Here is a 17,448-nt window from a genome sequence, read left to right on the forward strand (position 1 = left end):
TGAAGAACACGCATACTAAAGGAGGCAAGATGAGATTTCAATGCAAACGATAATCAATATCAATTAAAGTTGTTTGCGGTACACTCGTAGCATAAAGTCAGCTTCACAGTTGAATTGCTCTGCATCGGTGAGTTGTTGTTTAAATTCTTCACTCGCTTTCCAAGCAAACGGCGTCATCTGTAGCAGGTCGAATGCGTCTGACCCCGATAGTTCCATCATATAGTTTAGTTGCTCTTGGTGCTCAAGAGTAAAACCTTCGATCACTTCTGGATCTTCATCGTGCAAACGAACGCCATCATAAATCGCATCGCGCAGCTGATACAGGTGTCGGCTGGCTGGTGTCACGGTGATCACCACACCATTGTCTTTGATGGTGCGCTGTAACTCTTCAGCCTTACATGGCGCATAAATGCGCAGAATGCCATCTAAGCTATTTTCAGCAAAGGGTAGGCGATGACTCGAAGCAACAGAGAAGTCGACCGCAGGGTAGCGTTTAGCCGCGTATTTGATAGCAATCTTAGATATATCTAGGCCAAAAGTAGCGCCATTCTTTTCTTGAAGGTTTACCGCAATTTCATTGGTGTAATAACCTTCACCGCAACCTATATCCAATAGGCTAGGGGCTGTTTCTGGCAGATAGCTAGCGCATAAACCAACAACGGCTTGGCGCATTGGATCGTAGTGGTTGCCTTCAAGGAAGCGGCGACGAGCCTGCATCATCTCTTTGTTGTCACCTGGATCTTTTGAGCGTTTGTGGTGTGCTGGCATCAAATTGACATAGCCTTCTTTCGCTAGGTCGAACTGATGGTTCTTCTCACATTTAAACGTACGATCGTTTTGAGATAAAGGTTGGTGACACAAAGGGCATTGGTAAGTCATTGCAAACTCGAGGTAGAAATTTCAAGTCCAAAATTTTAACAGGAAGCATAGTGGGGCGCTAGAATAAACGCAGCTGTCTTGGCTAACGGCAATCCGTGAATAGGTAGAGCCAGTTAGTGAAGAGATAGAGCCAACGTATGGTTGGCTCTATTGGTTATGAGCAAGTCACTGATAGAAACAGTGAACTCGGCTTCTAGCTAAAGAAGTTAACTTGGTTCTTTAACGACTCAGCTTGTTTTTGAAGTTCATCAGCACTGTGAGAGGTCTTAGCGCTAGTTTCACGGCTCTGCTGGTTGAGGTCGCTGATCGCATGTGCGTTTGCGGCGATTTCTTGAGAAACCTGAGCTTGCTCTTCTGATGTCGCAGCGATGGTTTCAGCTTGAGAAGCAATAGATTCAACTTGAGAGGCAATCGACTCTAGAGCCGTACCGGCTTCTTGCGCTTTATCGAGTACTTGGTTGGCATTCGATTGGCTTTGTGTCATCAGGTTCACGGCATTGTTAGTTGAAGATTTCAACTTCTCGATGATGCTCACTACGTCTTGCACTGACGTTTGTGTACGATGAGCCAATGTTCTTACTTCGTCAGCGACAACGGCAAAACCACGACCCTGGTCACCCGCACGTGCTGCTTCTATCGCAGCGTTCAACGCAAGTAAGTTGGTTTGTTCTGCGATGTCATCAATCATCTTAGTGACGGTTTGAATGCTTTCGCTATCAGAACTCACTTGCTCGATGGCCGATGCTGACTTGTCTAATTGATCATTCAGCTGGGCAACATCAATACACACACCTTCAACGACTTCTAAACCTTTCTGGCTGTCTTCATTTGCAAGGCGAACATTTTCAGCAATGCTGTTCACTTGCTGCGCTACAGATTCTGCAGAGGTGGCCATCTCTTCAATGGCCGTAACGACTTGCTCAACCTGTGCTTGCTGGCGATCAGACTGGCTCAGGTTGTGGCTGGCATCTTGTGACACACTGCTTGAGCTGTTCTGTACTTGGTCACTGGTCGTACGTATCTCGCCCACGAGTGTATTCAATTGAGCTGCCATGTTCGCAACGCCGGTATTTAGGTTGCTGATCTCGTTTTTCGTCTGCTTGCCATTGTTTGGGATATGCAGGCTCACTTCGCCTTTTCCTAAACGCAGCATGTACTCGTTTAACGTCGTTAGTGGCGTCAGTGTTCGGTTTAACACGAAGGTTAACGCGACGATGGTAGCGGCAGCAATCAAGGTGGCAATAATAGCGATGAGCTTCAACAGTTCATCACTGCCCTTGGTCACTTCCTTGATAAAAGTACCGCCAAGCAGTTTCCAATCCCACCCGGGGACTTCAGTGTAGACAAGGTACTTCTCACCAACGGTTTCTTTAACCTTGTATGGATATAGAATTAGACCTGATGGCTGTTCAAAGATCTGATAGAAAGGTTTGTTACCGTCGTAGTCAGCAACATCAACAATCGATTTACCACCGCCCACGTTAGTTGGGTGCAGTAAGTACTGGCCTTGATGCTCTTTCTCATTATCAACAATGATGGTGTATCCCGTATCCCCCCAAGAAACAGAGCGTAGAGATTCAAACAGGCTTTGAGTCGCCTCTTCTACTGGCAGACCAATGAAAGAGACACCGTTTACTTTGCCTTGAGCATTGGTCAAAGGCGCATAGTAGGTGATGTAACGTTGGCCGAAGAGCTTAACTTGAGAGTAATAAGGCTGGCCATTTTTGAGCTTGCTATAGCCTGGATGATTTTTTCCTAGCGTGGTCGCAACGACTCGTTCGCCTGAAGGTTTTTTAAGAGAAGTAGAGACACGAATAAAGTCGTCGCCAAATGGGGCAAATAGGGTCGCTACGGCGCCGGTGTCGCGGGTAAAGCTATCGACGAGTTTGGTGTCATTGATTAGGCTCTCACCATACTGAGTCATGTTAGGAATAGAATGACCGTTGAACTCAACGTCATAACTTTCAACATAAACACCTGCTAGGTAGCCGTTACGAAAAGTGGATTCTAAAACTTTAGCGGTATGCAGGTAAGCATCAAACTGACCAGAGATGGTTTTGGCCATCGCTTCTACTTTGGATTGGTGTTCTTTTAACGTGTTGTCTAATAATACCTGTGAGGCATTGCGGTACACGAGTGTTGCAATGGAACCAAAGGCGATAAGCAAGCACAGCAAAATGACCAACTTAAGTTGGAAGCCAACACTTTGATTTTTGTATTTCTCGAACATGAATTCACTATCCTGTCTTCATTGAGGTGTTGTTAAGTGGTTTTAAGGAAGTTTGTTATTGAGCTTTCTATCATAGGTACTTATTTATCGGCAGTAATTGATAATAATTAATGAATTGATAGTTATATTTATAAACTAGAGTGATGAGAACCACGTGGCGTGGGTTTAAACGAAGAGGCGATGGACTACTGGCTTGTGTTAAGACGTTGATTACTGGACGGTACGTGTGAGGTTAGGAGCAATAAAAAATGCAGCGTTATGAGCTGCATTTTTATGTCTAATTAAACTCGCTAGAGGCCTAGTTTGAAGAAATCACCGTAATCAGTTGGTGGCTTTCGCCAGGCTGTAGCGTTTTGCCTGCTTCTAGGCTTGGTGCGTGCAGTGTTGATTCTACACACATCATGGTTAGGTAACCGTCGTCTTGCATATCGCCCATAGCTGTTGCGCCTTCCGCCCACGGGTTCCACAATACTGCAGAGTTATGACCGTGGTTCTCAACTGTTAGTGTGCGATCGAGATTTTTGTCAGCAACAAAGATTTGCGCTTCTGGTTGCGTGTAAACGCGGTCAATCGTGTCGGTTAGTACCAGTTCAGAACCACCTTGGCAGATCTTGCCACCTTGCAGGCTATCAATGTACTCAGCACCCATACCGGTTGTGGTTGTGTTGTGAATATCACCAACGTTTAGGTAAGTGTGCAGTGCGCCAGAGAAAGTCCATGGTTGTGAATCTGTGTTTTTCACATCCAAAGTTACTTTTAGTTGGTCACCAATCTCAACATTTAAACGTGCATCGAACTGTTGCGGCCATACTGCCAGAGTTTCTTCATTCGGCTTTAGGCCTAGGCTTACAATCACGCCAGCTTCGCTTTCACGGTGCTCAACTAATTGCCATTCGCTTGAACGTGCAAAGCCATGTGCCGGTGCTGCAATGCGACCAAACCAAGGCCAACATACTGGAATACCACCACGTAAGGCTGTTTTTCCATCGAATTTAGCTTGTTGGCTCATCCAAATAAGGTCTTGTTGACCTTGAGGTTGGAATGACACCACATGGCCTCCAAACAATGAAATGGCTGCGTTTGCTTTATCGTGGATAACGCGAACCAATTTTACACCTTCGTGTTCAACGATAGTCACGTTGTCAGAAAGTACTGTCAGTGTAGGTAGAGTAGATAAATCCATTACATGATCCTTCTAAGGAAATTGAATTCAAATGCTGGCTAGAACAGTGCTTGTGATTCTATGAGTGACAAGCAGAGCCAGTATTGGAATTAAATTTTGCGTTTTGACTTAAGTTTTAGGTTTAGCTTAAGTTTTAGTGTGACTAGCCAAGGCATTTTGGCGATCGGGGGCGAAGCCGTTTAAAAGATAGCGGGTATTAAAAAGGCGACACTAAGGTCGCCTTTTTCAAAGTCTGCTCAAAACAGTCTTCGCTAATGCTTATCTAAAGCTATTTCTAAAAAGAAATTACTTAGAGATGTGAGCGATTAGGTCAAGAACTTTGTTTGAGTAACCGATTTCGTTGTCGTACCAAGATACAACTTTAACGAATTTGTCAGTTAGAGCAACACCAGCTTTAGCATCGAATACTGAAGTTTGAACTTCACCGATGAAATCTTGTGATACTACTTGGTCTTCAGTGTAACCAAGAACGCCAGCCATTTCGCCTTCAGAAGCTTCTTTCATTGCAGCACAAATTTCTTCGTAAGATGCAGATGCTTTTAGGTTAACAGTTAGGTCAACTACAGATACGTTAGCAGTTGGTACACGGAAAGCCATACCAGTTAGAAGGCCGTTTAGTTCTGGAAGAACAACGCCTACAGCTTTAGCAGCACCAGTTGAAGATGGGATGATGTTTTGAGAAGCACCACGGCCACCGCGCCAGTCTTTAGCAGAAGGGCCATCTACAGTTTTTTGAGTTGCTGTAGTAGCGTGAACTGTAGTCATAAGACCAGACTCAATGCCCCACTTATCGTTAAGTACTTTAGCGATAGGTGCAAGACAGTTAGTAGTACAAGAAGCGTTAGAAACGATGTCTTGACCAGCGTAAGATGCTTGGTTAACGCCCATTACGAACATTGGAGTTGCATCTTTAGAAGGACCAGTAAGAACTACTTTCTTAGCGCCAGCAGTGATGTGCTTACGTGCAGTCTCGTCAGTTAGGAAAAGACCAGTTGCTTCAGCAACTACGTCTACTTCGATAGCATCCCACTTAAGATTTTCTGGGTTACGCTCAGCTGTAACACGTACAGTTTTACCGTTAACGATTAGGTTACCGCCTTCAACTTCAACAGTACCGTTGAAACGGCCGTGAGTTGAGTCGTACTTAAGCATGTATGCCATGTACTCTACGTCGATTAGATCGTTAATACCTACTACTTCGATGTCTGCACGCTCTTGAGCTGCGCGGAATACGAAACGGCCGATACGGCCAAAACCGTTAATACCTACTTTGATAGTCATTGTAGTTGCTCCACAACTTAATTTCTGATTAAAGATAACTGGTAGTAAAATTACAGAATCCAGTATACATCTGCAATAGATAATCCGACTTAACTTGTTTAATGTCAAAAAAAAGCGACGCTTTTCTTAACAATTGGGCGTAAGTGGTTGAAAATTGACCATTGCAAGTGGCTCTGTACCCTTCCAGTTGGGTAAAATACCCCTAAATGATGATTCACTTATGAGTGTATATGTACAATGTTTCCTGGTGAGAAAGTATGTGCTACAAAACGACTGATATGCAAGCCTTTATAGAAAAAAGTAAATATAATAACAGAGAATGTGGAGAGATATTAACGTGGTTCAAAAGGGAGGAAATATGATAAAGCCTGATGAATACTGGCGTGAGCGCCTAACGGACGACGAATTTGCTGTGTGCCGTGAACGTGGTACTGAAGCCCCATATAGCGGTAAGTTACTGCACAACCATAACACTGGTGTCTATAGCTGCACATGCTGTGAAAGCCCTTTGTTTCTGTCGGATAACAAATATGACTCAGGGTGCGGTTGGCCAAGCTTTGATGCCCCAGTGAATGATGAAGCAGTACGCTATATAGAAGATCTAAGTCACGGAATGAAGCGTGTGGAGATCCGTTGTACTGCTTGTGATAGCCATTTAGGTCACGTTTTTCCTGATGGCCCACAGACAACAGGTGAGCGATTCTGTGTTAATTCTGTGTCGTTAATTTTCAACAAAAATGACAAAAGTACGAAATAACTTGTCACAATTGTTTAATCCTTACAGGTCGTACTTGTCGATTAAGGACTATTGAACAACCCAAGATTTCAGAATTAACTCTAGTACAAATAAAAACAGCTACCATGAAGTAGCTGTTTTTTTTGTGCATGAAGAAATCAAAACTAATAGTTCGGCACTATAGACGCGGTGTAAACGCCATCTTCAATGGCTTCGACAATCTTTTCAGCATCATCATTGAATTGCTTGTATTGAGGTTTGTCGAAACGATACAGCACAGTGAGCTCTGCTTCAGAAGCAATGGGCACATCAAAGTCTTTGGCAACCATTGCCCACACATACGCTTTTTCCATATGACCAAGGCTGTGGTTGATACTGGCCATCGACTTGAAGATTTCAGTGTTGACGACCGAACCATTTGAAAGCGTTAACGCATTATTGAGTAGCTTAAGCGTTTTTGCATGATCGCGGGTGGTATAGAAGGTGGCTAAGGCATATTGCATTTCTGCCGTATTTAACGCTTCTTTCCCTTCTAGTTGTAGGAAACTGCGTCTGGCGTTGGTGTCCCCGGTTTGTGACCACAAGAAGTAAAGCGTTTCCGGTGTATTGGATTGTGATAGTTCATCTACAATACGCTCAGACTCTTCGATGCTGTGCATTAAAGAAGTAAAGCGACGCTCTTGCAGCTTAGATTGATCAATCGTCTCGATCTGCGCCGCAAGCTCTAGGCACTTTTTGTACGCAGTGACTAACTTGAACTCTTTAATCTTATTGGCTTCGGAGGGTTGCTTCTGAACTTCAAATCGATGCCAGATGAGGTCGGTACGTGCGACGCGACATTGCCCATCGTTCATGTTCAATTCCTCACACTGCAGCCCCGGATTACTTTGACAGAGTTGATCGGTATTTTTATTTCCTTCAAGACACCCAACCAGAGTGAAAGGTAATAGGCTAATCGCCAACCGTTTCATCATTTTCATATTCCTTCACTTGTGATCGAATGCACTTATTATCGGTCAGGTTCTTGACTCAATTCTGTTACGGGTTATTTTCTGGTGAAAATTGTTAAAACTAAGGCTTTATCATGGATGCAGAACAACTTCTTAGCGCAATGACACCCGAGGTCTACGAACGTTTAACTTACGCCGTTGAGACGGGTAAATGGCCAGAAGGTACGGCGCTCTCTAAAGAACAGCGCGACTCGTGTATGCAAGCAGTTATGTTATATCAATCTAAACATAACTCCGAAGCTCAACATATGACAATTGCAGCTGGTGGTGATATTAGCTTTAAATCTAAGTCTGAGCTTAAGAAGCAATTTAAGTCAGACCAAGAAGATATTGTTAGGGTTAACCCGAATCATTAGGCTTAAATTACACAAAGGGGTGGCACTGTGCCACCCCTTTAACTGTTAAGCCGTTTATTTATAAGCAATAAAACGATTTAGTTCACGTTAAACGCCTGTGATTCCCATGAAACGACTGGGTTAATGCGAAGGTTTTGGTTAAACGTATAGCTAACCCCATAGCTAAACCTCTGAACCTCTAAACCTATAGCTGAACAAGCTTATAAACTCATCTCACCGCGCAACACTTGTTGCATTTGATCCTTAACTTGTTCGTAGCTTAAGTTTTGGCTCAACAGGTAATGTAACTTCGCCAGTGCCGCTTCTGGTGTCATATCGTAACCACTGATAACTCCAGATTCTGCTAGTGCACAACCCGTCGCGTAGCCGCCCATATTGACTTTACCGGCCAAACACTGAGTTAGGTTCACTACAATCACACCTCGTTCTGATGCATCTTTTAAGTGCTGAAGTAGCTCTTGATTTTGTGGTGCGTTACCAACACCAAACGTAAGCAAAATCATTGCGTTAACAGGTTGTAGTAGCGTGTTGCGAATCACCTCATGTGAGATGCCTGGATACATAGTGATTACACCGATGGGTTGCGGAGTAATGTTATGAACCTTGAAAGCACCTTCAGGTTGCTCGTTTACCTTAACGTTATTGCTGATCTGGATATTGATACCCGCTTCTAGCAATGGGGTTAGGTTTGGAGAGGTAAACGCATTGAAGCCATCTGCGTGTGATTTTGTGCTGCGGTTACCGCGCATCAACTTGTTGTTGAAGAACAGTGTCACTTCGTTGATCGGGTAGTTCGCTGCAATGTGCAGAGCATTCAGCAGGTTTGCTTGTCCATCTGAACGTAACTCTGCCAATGGGATCTGAGAGCCCGTAACAATCACAGGTTTGCCGAGGTTTTCCAGCATGAAAGACAGAGCAGAGGCGGTGTAAGCCATCGTGTCTGTACCGTGTAGGATAACGAAACCATCGTACTTATCGTAGTTCGCGCGAATATCATCAGCGATAGTCTGCCAATCAAGTGGCGTCATATCTGAAGAGTCCATTAATGGAGAGTATTCATGAATGGTGTACTCAGGCATTTCTGGGCGATGGAATTCAGGCATGCCAGCTAGCTGCTTATCCATAAAACCTGCGACTGGGACATAGCCGTGGTCCAAAGACTTCTGCATGCCAATTGTGCCGCCGGTATACGCGATATAGATGTGTTTTCTTTCCATGGCGATTAATACTTAGTGTGATATAGGGAACAGGGGGGCGATTATAGCGAATTATCATGCAATAAAAAGAGGCGCCTCACACAGAGGCGCCTCTTGATAACAAAGCGTTGAGCTTATCTTATTGAACTTGGCAGTTTAAGCAAAAAGCGTATCGGCCTTGTGGGTCGTTAAAGTTGCCTAACAGCTGGCTATCTTGAGCTAACTGCTGAGTAACAGGTTGTAAACTGCTTGGAATCATTGATTGGATATCAAAGCCTATCGACATCTGAACTTGATTCATAAATTCTTGAATAAATTGTTCAGTCGTTGAAAGTGGTTCTTCTACCCAGTAGATGTTGTAGGTTTCAAGCTCTGCAAGTGAAGCCGCTGCTGCAATCGCATCATCAAAATCACCAATTTCATCGACTAGACCTTTCTGGATTGCATCTTGGCCAGTCCATACTCGGCCTTGAGCGATCTTGTCGACAGCATCGACTTCCATGCCGCGATTCTCTCCAACTAGGCTGATGAATCGGCGGTAACCGTTTTCAATGCCCATTTGGAACGCATCTTTCGCGCCGTCGCTAAGCCCAGTCGTAATACCAAGACCAGAGAAAGGTGATGTGCCAACGCCATCAGTATAAACACCAATATCGTTCAACCCTTTTTCGAAGGTTGTGATAACACTAAAGATACCAATCGAACCAGTTAAGGTCGTTGGTTGAGCCAAGATCTTGTCCGCTCCCATCGAGATCCAGTAACCACCCGAAGCGGCAAGGCTAGACATAGATACAACAACCGGCTTGCCGGCTTCTTTAAGCGCTTCGACTTCGTTGCGAATCACTTCTGAAGCAAATGCGCTACCACCTGGGCTGTCTACACGAAGTACAACGGCTTTTACTTTGTCGTCGTTGCGCGCTTGGCGAAGTAGTGCTGCTGTGGTGTCACCACCAACGGTGCCACGTGGCTGCTTACCATCCATAATTGCGCCGCTAGCAACAATCACAGCAACATCGTGCGATTCACTTGTTAGGTCGGGAAGCATGGTTGTACGGTACTCGTAGTACCCAAACGCGTTATAGCTGTCTTGACCATCACTGCCGAAGACGTCAGCAAGCTCTAGTCGTACTTGCTGGCGAGTCGCCAGTTCGTCAACTAAACCAAGCTTCTCTGCCAGTTTTGCGATATCGCCATCAACCGACTCAAGGTCTTTTAAGAAAGAGTCCATGCTTGGGTTCAGCGTTTTCGCGTCGATCTGGCGGTTGTTGCTCACATCATCAACGTATGCGCCCCATAATTGGCCTAACCAACGAGAAGCAGATTCTTTCGCTGCATCTGACATGTCGTCACGAATGAAAGGCTCGATAGCTGACTTATAGGTACCAACACGGAACACGTGCGTGTTGACGTCTAGCTTCTCTAATAACGTTTTGTAGTAAAGCGAATAGGCGCTGTAACCTTTAAGAAGAACCCCACCATCTGGTGATAGGAAGACTTTAGTTGCGTAGCTGGCTAGGTAGTATTGGCTTTGGTTGTAAAAGTCACCCACCGCATAAATTGGTTTGCCTGTTGCTTTGAACTCGTTGAGCGCTTTAGCAATGTAGCGAAGCTTGGTCAGATTGGTTTCTGGCAGTTCTTTGAGTGCTAAAACGATACCAGTAACGTTGTCATCGTCTTTGGCGTAGCGAATCGTTTCAACAATATCAAACAGGACGTTCTCTTTCGGAAGGTCTTTGCCAAGCAGTGAACCCGTGACTGAATCCATCGGATTGATATAGCGACTTTGCTCCACGATAGGACCAGACAGGTTAAGCACTAAAGCCGATTCCTGTGGAACAGTGGGCTGAGCTGTGTCTGAGTGGAAGTATACAAAGTAGATGATGGCGATACTGAGTAAAAAGAAGAGGTTAACGAGCGCAAGACGCACAAACGTGATGAGCTTCCAAATCCCTTTAAAGATCATACCTATAAATTTGAATATCTTTTTCATTATGTCTCCGCAGTGAGATCACGTGGCTTTAACAAGCAACAGTACTATTAATCTCAATAATATGAACTGCTTAGTATCCTACGATAATTCCCTAGCTCAAACTACACCAAGAATTGTTAATCGATATATATTCTCATTAAGTGTAGACAAATTAAGGGTTTCTGAACGGTTAATACCTTCAGCATTATGATCGGTGTTACAAAAATGTAAACGGTTGTTTGAACTTTTGGTGATTGAGTTATATTGTGGTCAGACCACAAGGATATAATAATAGAAGTGATGTCTGCCATGTACCCACATTTACTCGAACCACTCGATCTTGGATTTACTCAGTTACGTAACCGTGTATTGATGGGATCAATGCACACGGGTTTAGAAGAAAATAAAGAAGGCCTCCACAAGCTTGCCGCGTTTTATGAAGAGCGAGCAAAAGGAGGCGTTGGCCTTATTGTTACCGGTGGTTTCTCTCCTAACTTACGTGGCAGATTGACCCCATTTAGTGCTGAGTTCAGTAAAGTTAAGCACGCAAAAGCTCACCAAGTTGTTACCGAGGCCGTGCATAAGCATGGCGGTAAAATTGCCCTTCAGTTGCTGCATGCTGGCCGCTATGCAATGCACCCATTCGCGCAAAGTGCTTCGGGCATCAAAGCGCCAATCGCTAAGTTTGCACCGAGTGAGATGAGCCCTCGTCAAATTAAAAAGACCATCGGTGCTTTTGCCAATAGTGCAGAACTAGCTCAGGTTGCTGGCTATGACGGCATAGAGATCATGGGCTCTGAAGGCTACTTGATTAACCAATTCATCTGTAAACGTACCAACATGCGTTATGACGAATGGGGCGGTTCTTATGAGAAGCGCATGCGTTTCCCATTAGAGATCGTTAAATCGATTCGCGAAGCGGTGGGTAAAGATTTCATCATTATTTTCCGCTTATCGATGCTGGATTTGGTTGAGCAAGGCAGCACGTTCGAAGATGTTGTACTTCTGGCTCAGAAGCTAGAAGAAGCGGGCGTGACCATTATTAATACCGGCATTGGTTGGCATGAAGCTCGTGTTCCTACTATCGCGACACAAGTTCCAAGAGGGGCATTCTCTTGGGTGACGGAAAAAGTAAAACCATACGTGTCGATCCCAGTGGTGACATGTAACCGAATCAACACGCCAGAAGAGGCCGAACGTATCCTCAGTTCAGGACAGGCCGACATGGTATCAATGGCTCGTCCATTCTTGGCTGACCCTGATTTCGTTAATAAAGCGGCTCAAGACCAAGCTCAGTTCATTAACACCTGTATCGGTTGTAACCAAGCTTGTCTTGATAACGTATTCAAAGGCAAAAGAGCGAGCTGTTTGGTGAACCCTCGTGCTTGTTACGAGACTGAAATTGTTGTTCAGCCTGCCCAAGCGACCAAAACCATTGCCGTGGTTGGTGCTGGGCCTGCTGGTTTAGCCTGCGCGACGACGTTGGCACAGCGTGGGCACAATGTTGATCTTATTGAGAAAAATGATCGTATCGGCGGCCAATTTAGATTGGCAATGCAGATACCGGGCAAGGAAGAGTTCAGAGAAACGATTCGCTACTTTGCTAATCAAATCGACGCATCAGGCGTGAACTTAAAACTGGATACTGAAGCGACGTTTGAGATGTTGTTGAAGTACGATGAAGTCGTTATGGCTGCCGGTGTTGAACCAAGAAAGCTTGATATTGAAGGAATTGACCAAGAAAACGTAATCGATTATCAAACCTTGATTCGTGAAAAGACACCAGTAGGCGAAAAAGTCGCGATTGTTGGTGCCGGTGGTATTGGTATTGATGTGGCAACTATGCTGACAGAGCCGACTTCTCACAGCTTGGATGACTGGCTGCATGAGTGGGGCATTGATAAAAATATGGAACACCCAGGTGGACTTTATCCTTACCCTGATTCGTTCAGTGACAAAACGGTTTGGGTGATGCAGCGTAAAGCGGGTCGTGTCGGTAAAGGTCCGGGTAAGACTACAGGTTGGATTCATAAACGCACATTAGAAAAACGTGGTGTGAACTTACTTGGTGGCGTGAGCTACAACAAGATTGACGACCAAGGTCTGCATATCAGCGTAGGTAAGAAAGATCAGGTACTCGATGCCGATTCCGTTATCGTGTGTGCGGGTCAAGTTTCAGTTCGTCCATTCGAAGACATGTGGCAAGAGTTTGGTGGCAAACTACACGTGATAGGCGGTGCCGATTACGCAGGTGAACTGGATGCCGTGCGTGCGATTCGACAAGGTGTTGAGCTGGCGATTAAGCTCTAACAACAACCAGAATGTTCTCGTTTGATAAGTTTGAATCAGAAAGTTCAATAAGCTGAACTAGACGGGTTACTAAGCTTGGACTAGACAGATAAATAAGGCTCCTAAGTCATAGATTTAGGGGCCTTTGTTGTTTCTAGTGTCGTTTCAAATATTGCTTCAAAAATAGACAGCCGTTGAGATTTATTATCGTTTGTGTTCTGTGCTACAGTTCAATTATATAAAAAATAAAAATTAGTAAGGACTTCAAATGGATGCTTTGGATCTATTGCTCAACAGACGCTCAATCGCAAAACTATCTGATCCGGCACCTGAAGGTGTGGCGTTAGAAAATATCATTAAAGCGGGCTTACGTGCTCCAGACCACGGCGCATTGACACCATGGCGCTTTGTTATCGCACAAGGCTCAGGGTTACAGAAGCTCTCTGATATTTTGGTTCGTGCAGCACAAGCTGACGAGAGCGAAGAAGCGGTCATTGAGAAAGTTAAAAAAGCGCCGTTTCGAGCACCGATGGTGATCACTATCATCGCAAAGGTAACTGAGCACGAAAAAGTGCCCGCGTTCGAACAACACCTATCTGCGGGTTGCGCTGCACAGGCGATGCAAATGGCTGCTGTTGCTCAAGGTTTCCAAGGTTTTTGGCGCTCAGGTAAGTGGATGTTCCACCCTGAAGTTCACCAAGCTTTCGGCCTAGAAGGCGACGACGAAATCGTTGGTTTCCTATATTTGGGTACTCCGGGCTGTACGCCAATGAAAGCGCCAGAACGTGACTTCTCAAAGTTCGTCGAGTTCTTGTAAAGAAAGCTGAAGCTTGAATAGTGGAATGCTAACTGTATAAACAACCAGTTTTCCTTGATTTCTAGGGGCCACATTAGATAATGTGGCCCTAATTGTTTGTAGCATCTGGAAAAACATGTCTCGTCTTATCATTGCTGAAAAACCAAGCCTCGGCCGCGCGATCGCCGCTGCACTACCGAATCCACAAAAGAAAGACCAAGGGTTTATCAAATGTGGTAATGGAGATGTGGTGACTTGGTGTATTGGACACTTATTGGAGCAGGTTGAGCCGGATGCTTATGATGACCGCTATAAGAAGTGGAATTTAGCCGATCTTCCTATTGTGCCAGAGCAATGGCAGCTAAGGCCTCGTAAGACGTCAAGCAAACAGCTCACGGTGATCCGAAAGCTATTGAAGGACGCGACCCAAATTGTCCATGCGGGTGACCCGGATAGAGAAGGGCAGTTGCTAGTTGATGAAGTGATCGATTACTGCAAGGTGTCTAAGGCCAAGAAAGAGTCGATGGACAGGCTGCTGATCAGCGATTTGAACTTACCAGCCGTGAAGCGTGCGCTCTCTCAGATGCGCAGTAACCGAGACTTTATTCCATTGTCTATTTCTGCTTTAGCACGCTCTAGAGCCGATTGGCTGTATGGCATGAACATGACCCGAGCTTACACCTTGCTTGGTCAAAAGGCGGGTTACCAAGGCGTGTTGTCGGTAGGGCGAGTGCAAACGCCAGTACTTGGTTTGGTGGTAAGACGTGATGAAGAAATCGAGAATTTCATTCCTAAAGATTACTTCACTCTGCACGCTTTGATCCCTTATCAAAACAACGGCCAGAGCTTTGATATTCGAGCGCGTTGGAAACCAAGCGAAGCATGTAAACCATGGCAAGATGAAGAAGGCCGAGTGCTCAATCGAAAGCTGGTTGAGAACGTGGCTAACCGAATTGCGAATCAACCTGCAACCGTGACGGAATCAGAGCAAAAGCAAAGTAAACAAGCTGCGCCACTGCCTTACTCGCTGTCAGCTTTGCAGATTGATGCGTCTAAACGTTTTGGTATGAGTGCTCAACAGGTGTTAGATACGTGTCAGTCATTGTACGAGAAACACAAACTCATCACTTACCCACGTTCTGACAGTCGCTATTTGCCTAAAGAGCATTACTCGCAGCGAGAATCGATCGTAGACGCTATCGCTAACAATGCGAAAGAGCTGCAAAGTGGTGCTCAAGGTGCGGATCTTTCTCTTAAATCCAAAGCATGGAACGACAGCAAGGTCGATGCTCACCACGCGATAATTCCTACTCCGAAAAAGTCATCGGTGAACGGCCTGTCTGCCAACGAGATGAAAATCTATCAGCAAATCGCTCGTCAGTATTTAATGCAATTCTACCCACCTGCTATTTTTGCCGATGCCAAGTTAGTCTTTGATATTGCTGGTGGTGTGTTCATCGCAAAAGGGCGTCAGCTTATCAACCCGGGCTGGAAAGTGTTGATGGGGAAAACGGACACTGAAGAAAAAGGTGATGGCACGGATACGGTGCCTCCATTGGAGAAAGGAACCGTGTTGACGTGTCGTGAAGGCATTATTGGTGATAAGAAAACCGAGCCACCAAAACACTTTACCGAAGCTACGTTATTACAAGCGATGACCGGTATTGCGCGCTTTGTGGCGAATAAAGATCTCAAAGCCATTTTGAAAGAGACCGATGGTCTTGGAACGGAAGCAACCCGAGCGGGTATTCTAGATACTTTGTTCAAGAGGCAACTGTTAACGCGACAAGGTAAAAGCATCCATAGTAGCCCTGCAGGCAGAGGTTTGATTAATGCTTTACCTGAGGACTCGACCTTTCCCGACATGACGGCTCACTGGGAGCATCAGTTGCAAGGTATGGCTGAACGAAACCAAGCGTATCAACCCTTCATGCAAGCGCTAGAAAGTAAGATCGATGGCTTAATGGGTAAGATAAAAACAGGTGAAGTCCCTGAATCCCTGCGTCATCTTCCTAAAGTTGAAAGACCAGCATTCAAGCGCCGTAAAGGTGGTGGGACAAGGAAGAAGACTTACGCGAAGAAAGGCGCTAAAAGTTAATCAGTTAGAAACTGAAAGCTAACAACACCCATTATTGATATTGGGAATCAATATTAACGACCGACCTTGCGCCCACAACGTTTAAACAACTGCTGCCAATAATCCACATGGCGGCGAGTGGATGATCGAAAGGCGTGATGCGCATCTTTGATGGGAAAGTAATAACTGTGTAAGTCAGGTTGCGCGTCAAACATACCAAATTGCGGGGCTAACTGCTGATAGTAGCCATCCAATTGCGCCATGTAGGGCTGAACTTTGTCTATGTATTGCTGCTCGAACACATTGTTGAGATAACGAAACTTGGTCGTGTCTCGTTGTTTACCACAGATGATATTGTGATCAAAAGTTGTCAGCTGTTTGGTGATGGTATCAAGTTCGGCCGAAGCTCGCGTGAGCGAGTAGTATAAATCCCCGAGCGTAGAGCTCTTTTCTAATACTTCTTGAACCTCAGTAGTCTTTCCCGAAACGAGCGGAACGTTTAACGCTTGATTGATATGTTCTAAGGCATCACTGGTTTGTCGTACCTGATCGCCGATATCAGCGTGTAACCACTGACTACCACGCATCTGAGACTGCATCGCATCGCTGGCATAGATTAGATTCCACTGGTGCCGCGGAAACTGTGCGAGTTTCTGCTGCTCGATTTCTTTCAGTAGTTCTACGACCTCAGGGTCTAATTCGCTACCGGATAAACATTTCCCAACACCTGCAAGTAGGGCGACTTGATAATCGTAATTACGAAACTCATCCGCGACCTTCCCCAGAACCGAATTTCTTTCTGCAATTAGGTTGAATAATCCGCATTGTCGAAGCTGGTAACTGTCGATGAGACCGATAGAAAGCGAGGGCACGTCAAGCAGCAGTTCTCGTTTTCTCGGTAGGCTTTCAAATTCCCATTCCTCTTTTATCTCGTCAGCATCTTGTACTCTGGCTATCTTGGTTTGGTAGTCGTCGAATAAGTCTCCGGGGCCATCACTAAAACAGCCAGCTAGCATCACCGTCAGACAAAACAGTGTTGAGTGCTTAACTAGGTTTGAGAGAGGGCCATCATTCATCTACGGGTTACCAGTCTATTTCGCTGCCATCGAAATTGAAGAAGTGACCACTTACTTCAGTATTCGCAGACTCGATGACTTTTATAAGACCAGAAGCTGAGGTGTCGGTGTCGATCAGAGCATTAGGGCCGCCCATTTCGGTCTGTACCCAACCAGGATGCAGAGCTAACACCGTAACGCCGTTATCGGTTAAGTCGTTACTTAAGCTCTTCACAACGGAGTTTAGAGCGGCTTTGGAGGAGCGATAGATGTAGCCGCCGCCTGAGGTGTTCTCGGACATGCTACCGACTCTGGAAGACAGGCAGGCGATCTTTTTGACGTCACTAATTTCTATAAGAGGTAATAGAGTCTCGACAAGCTTCAATGGCGC

General features: G+C 45.3%; 14 protein-coding genes. 5 read left to right on the top strand and 9 right to left on the bottom strand.

The features are described from left to right. Positions 1 to 63: 63 nt before the first annotated feature. The 4 genes from rlmA to gap form a co-directional block, all read right to left on the bottom strand. Positions 64 to 879: a 23S rRNA (guanine(745)-N(1))-methyltransferase gene (gene rlmA, locus AACR09_RS03630; protein ID WP_004734099.1), complete on the bottom strand. Its 816-nt coding sequence runs from the start codon at positions 877 to 879 to the stop codon at positions 64 to 66. 193 nt (positions 880 to 1,072) lie between these two features. Further along, positions 1,073 to 3,109 carry a methyl-accepting chemotaxis protein gene (locus AACR09_RS03635; protein WP_004734098.1) on the bottom strand — a complete coding sequence of 679 codons (2,037 nt, stop codon included), beginning with the start codon at positions 3,107 to 3,109 and terminating at the stop codon, positions 1,073 to 1,075. 298 nt (positions 3,110 to 3,407) lie between these two features. After that, on the bottom strand, positions 3,408 to 4,292 hold the full coding sequence (locus AACR09_RS03640; RefSeq protein ID WP_193836020.1) for a D-hexose-6-phosphate mutarotase: 885 nt from the start codon (positions 4,290 to 4,292) through the stop codon (positions 3,408 to 3,410). A gap of 285 nt (positions 4,293 to 4,577) precedes the next feature. Next, complete coding sequence (gene gap / locus AACR09_RS03645; protein WP_193836021.1) at positions 4,578 to 5,573, bottom strand: type I glyceraldehyde-3-phosphate dehydrogenase; 996 nt, start codon at positions 5,571 to 5,573, stop codon at positions 4,578 to 4,580. Positions 5,574 to 5,892: 319 nt separating this feature from the next. On the opposite strand from gap, the gene msrB reads away from it, so the two are divergent. Next, positions 5,893 to 6,330, top strand: a complete 438-nt coding sequence (msrB, locus tag AACR09_RS03650) for a peptide-methionine (R)-S-oxide reductase MsrB (protein WP_017079511.1) — start codon at positions 5,893 to 5,895, stop codon at positions 6,328 to 6,330. Between the two features lie 143 nt (positions 6,331 to 6,473). On the opposite strand, the gene AACR09_RS03655 is transcribed toward msrB, so the two are convergent. Beyond that, a complete protein-coding gene (locus AACR09_RS03655) occupies positions 6,474 to 7,280 on the bottom strand; it encodes a DUF2989 domain-containing protein (RefSeq protein WP_029222678.1) in 807 nt (268 codons plus the stop codon). Between the two features lie 113 nt (positions 7,281 to 7,393). Here AACR09_RS03655 and AACR09_RS03660 point away from each other — a divergent pair, with 113 nt between their 5' ends. Next, positions 7,394 to 7,675: a YeaC family protein gene (locus AACR09_RS03660; protein ID WP_004734093.1), complete on the top strand. Its 282-nt coding sequence runs from the start codon at positions 7,394 to 7,396 to the stop codon at positions 7,673 to 7,675. A gap of 200 nt (positions 7,676 to 7,875) precedes the next feature. Here AACR09_RS03660 and ansA read toward each other — a convergent pair whose 3' ends face one another. Together ansA and sppA are read right to left on the bottom strand one after the other, a co-directional pair. After that, positions 7,876 to 8,892, bottom strand: coding sequence for an asparaginase (ansA, locus tag AACR09_RS03665; protein WP_017084059.1), 1,017 nt, complete (start codon positions 8,890 to 8,892; stop codon positions 7,876 to 7,878). 118 nt (positions 8,893 to 9,010) lie between these two features. Further along, a complete protein-coding gene (sppA, locus tag AACR09_RS03670; RefSeq protein ID WP_102453277.1) occupies positions 9,011 to 10,861 on the bottom strand; it encodes a signal peptide peptidase SppA in 1,851 nt (616 codons plus the stop codon). Positions 10,862 to 11,140: 279 nt separating this feature from the next. Here sppA and AACR09_RS03675 point away from each other — a divergent pair, with 279 nt between their 5' ends. From AACR09_RS03675 to AACR09_RS03685, 3 genes are all read left to right on the top strand, one after another. Next, positions 11,141 to 13,150: an NADPH-dependent 2,4-dienoyl-CoA reductase gene (locus AACR09_RS03675; RefSeq protein ID WP_004734088.1), complete on the top strand. Its 2,010-nt coding sequence runs from the start codon at positions 11,141 to 11,143 to the stop codon at positions 13,148 to 13,150. 247 nt (positions 13,151 to 13,397) lie between these two features. Beyond that, positions 13,398 to 13,946 carry an NAD(P)H nitroreductase gene (locus AACR09_RS03680; protein ID WP_004734087.1) on the top strand — a complete coding sequence of 183 codons (549 nt, stop codon included), beginning with the start codon at positions 13,398 to 13,400 and terminating at the stop codon, positions 13,944 to 13,946. Positions 13,947 to 14,061: 115 nt separating this feature from the next. Further along, positions 14,062 to 16,023, top strand: a complete 1,962-nt coding sequence (locus AACR09_RS03685; protein ID WP_193836022.1) for a DNA topoisomerase III — start codon at positions 14,062 to 14,064, stop codon at positions 16,021 to 16,023. Between the two features lie 53 nt (positions 16,024 to 16,076). Here AACR09_RS03685 and AACR09_RS03690 read toward each other — a convergent pair whose 3' ends face one another. Both AACR09_RS03690 and AACR09_RS03695 read right to left on the bottom strand, forming a co-directional pair. Continuing rightward, a complete protein-coding gene (locus AACR09_RS03690) occupies positions 16,077 to 17,078 on the bottom strand; it encodes a DUF3080 domain-containing protein (RefSeq protein WP_193836023.1) in 1,002 nt (333 codons plus the stop codon). Between the two features lie 7 nt (positions 17,079 to 17,085). Beyond that, positions 17,086 to 17,448, bottom strand: a 363-nt coding sequence (locus tag AACR09_RS03695) for an SDR family NAD(P)-dependent oxidoreductase (RefSeq protein ID WP_228010910.1), incomplete at its 5' end; no start/stop codon positions are given.

Source organism: Vibrio sp. OPT20 (assembly GCF_963889365.1).
Taxonomy (GTDB): Bacteria; Pseudomonadota; Gammaproteobacteria; order Enterobacterales; family Vibrionaceae; genus Vibrio; species Vibrio splendidus.

Bases quoted from the DNA above. Each gene is read 5' to 3' on its own strand.
- AACR09_RS03640 (WP_193836020.1), bottom strand. From the start codon at position 4,292: ATGGATTTATCTACTCTACCTACACTGACAGTACTTTCTGACAACGTG.
- AACR09_RS03675 (WP_004734088.1), top strand. From the start codon at position 11,141: ATGTCTGCCATGTACCCACATTTACTCGAACCACTCGATCTTGGATTT.
- sppA (WP_102453277.1), bottom strand. From the start codon at position 10,861: ATGAAAAAGATATTCAAATTTATAGGTATGATCTTTAAAGGGATTTGG.
- msrB (WP_017079511.1), top strand. From the start codon at position 5,893: ATGTGGAGAGATATTAACGTGGTTCAAAAGGGAGGAAATATGATAAAG.
- rlmA (WP_004734099.1), bottom strand. From the start codon at position 879: ATGACTTACCAATGCCCTTTGTGTCACCAACCTTTATCTCAAAACGAT.
- AACR09_RS03655 (WP_029222678.1), bottom strand. From the start codon at position 7,280: ATGAAACGGTTGGCGATTAGCCTATTACCTTTCACTCTGGTTGGGTGT.
- AACR09_RS03680 (WP_004734087.1), top strand. From the start codon at position 13,398: ATGGATGCTTTGGATCTATTGCTCAACAGACGCTCAATCGCAAAACTA.
- AACR09_RS03635 (WP_004734098.1), bottom strand. From the start codon at position 3,109: ATGTTCGAGAAATACAAAAATCAAAGTGTTGGCTTCCAACTTAAGTTG.
- AACR09_RS03685 (WP_193836022.1), top strand. From the start codon at position 14,062: ATGTCTCGTCTTATCATTGCTGAAAAACCAAGCCTCGGCCGCGCGATC.
- gap (WP_193836021.1), bottom strand. From the start codon at position 5,573: ATGACTATCAAAGTAGGTATTAACGGTTTTGGCCGTATCGGCCGTTTC.
- ansA (WP_017084059.1), bottom strand. From the start codon at position 8,892: ATGGAAAGAAAACACATCTATATCGCGTATACCGGCGGCACAATTGGC.
- AACR09_RS03690 (WP_193836023.1), bottom strand. From the start codon at position 17,078: ATGAATGATGGCCCTCTCTCAAACCTAGTTAAGCACTCAACACTGTTT.
- AACR09_RS03660 (WP_004734093.1), top strand. From the start codon at position 7,394: ATGGATGCAGAACAACTTCTTAGCGCAATGACACCCGAGGTCTACGAA.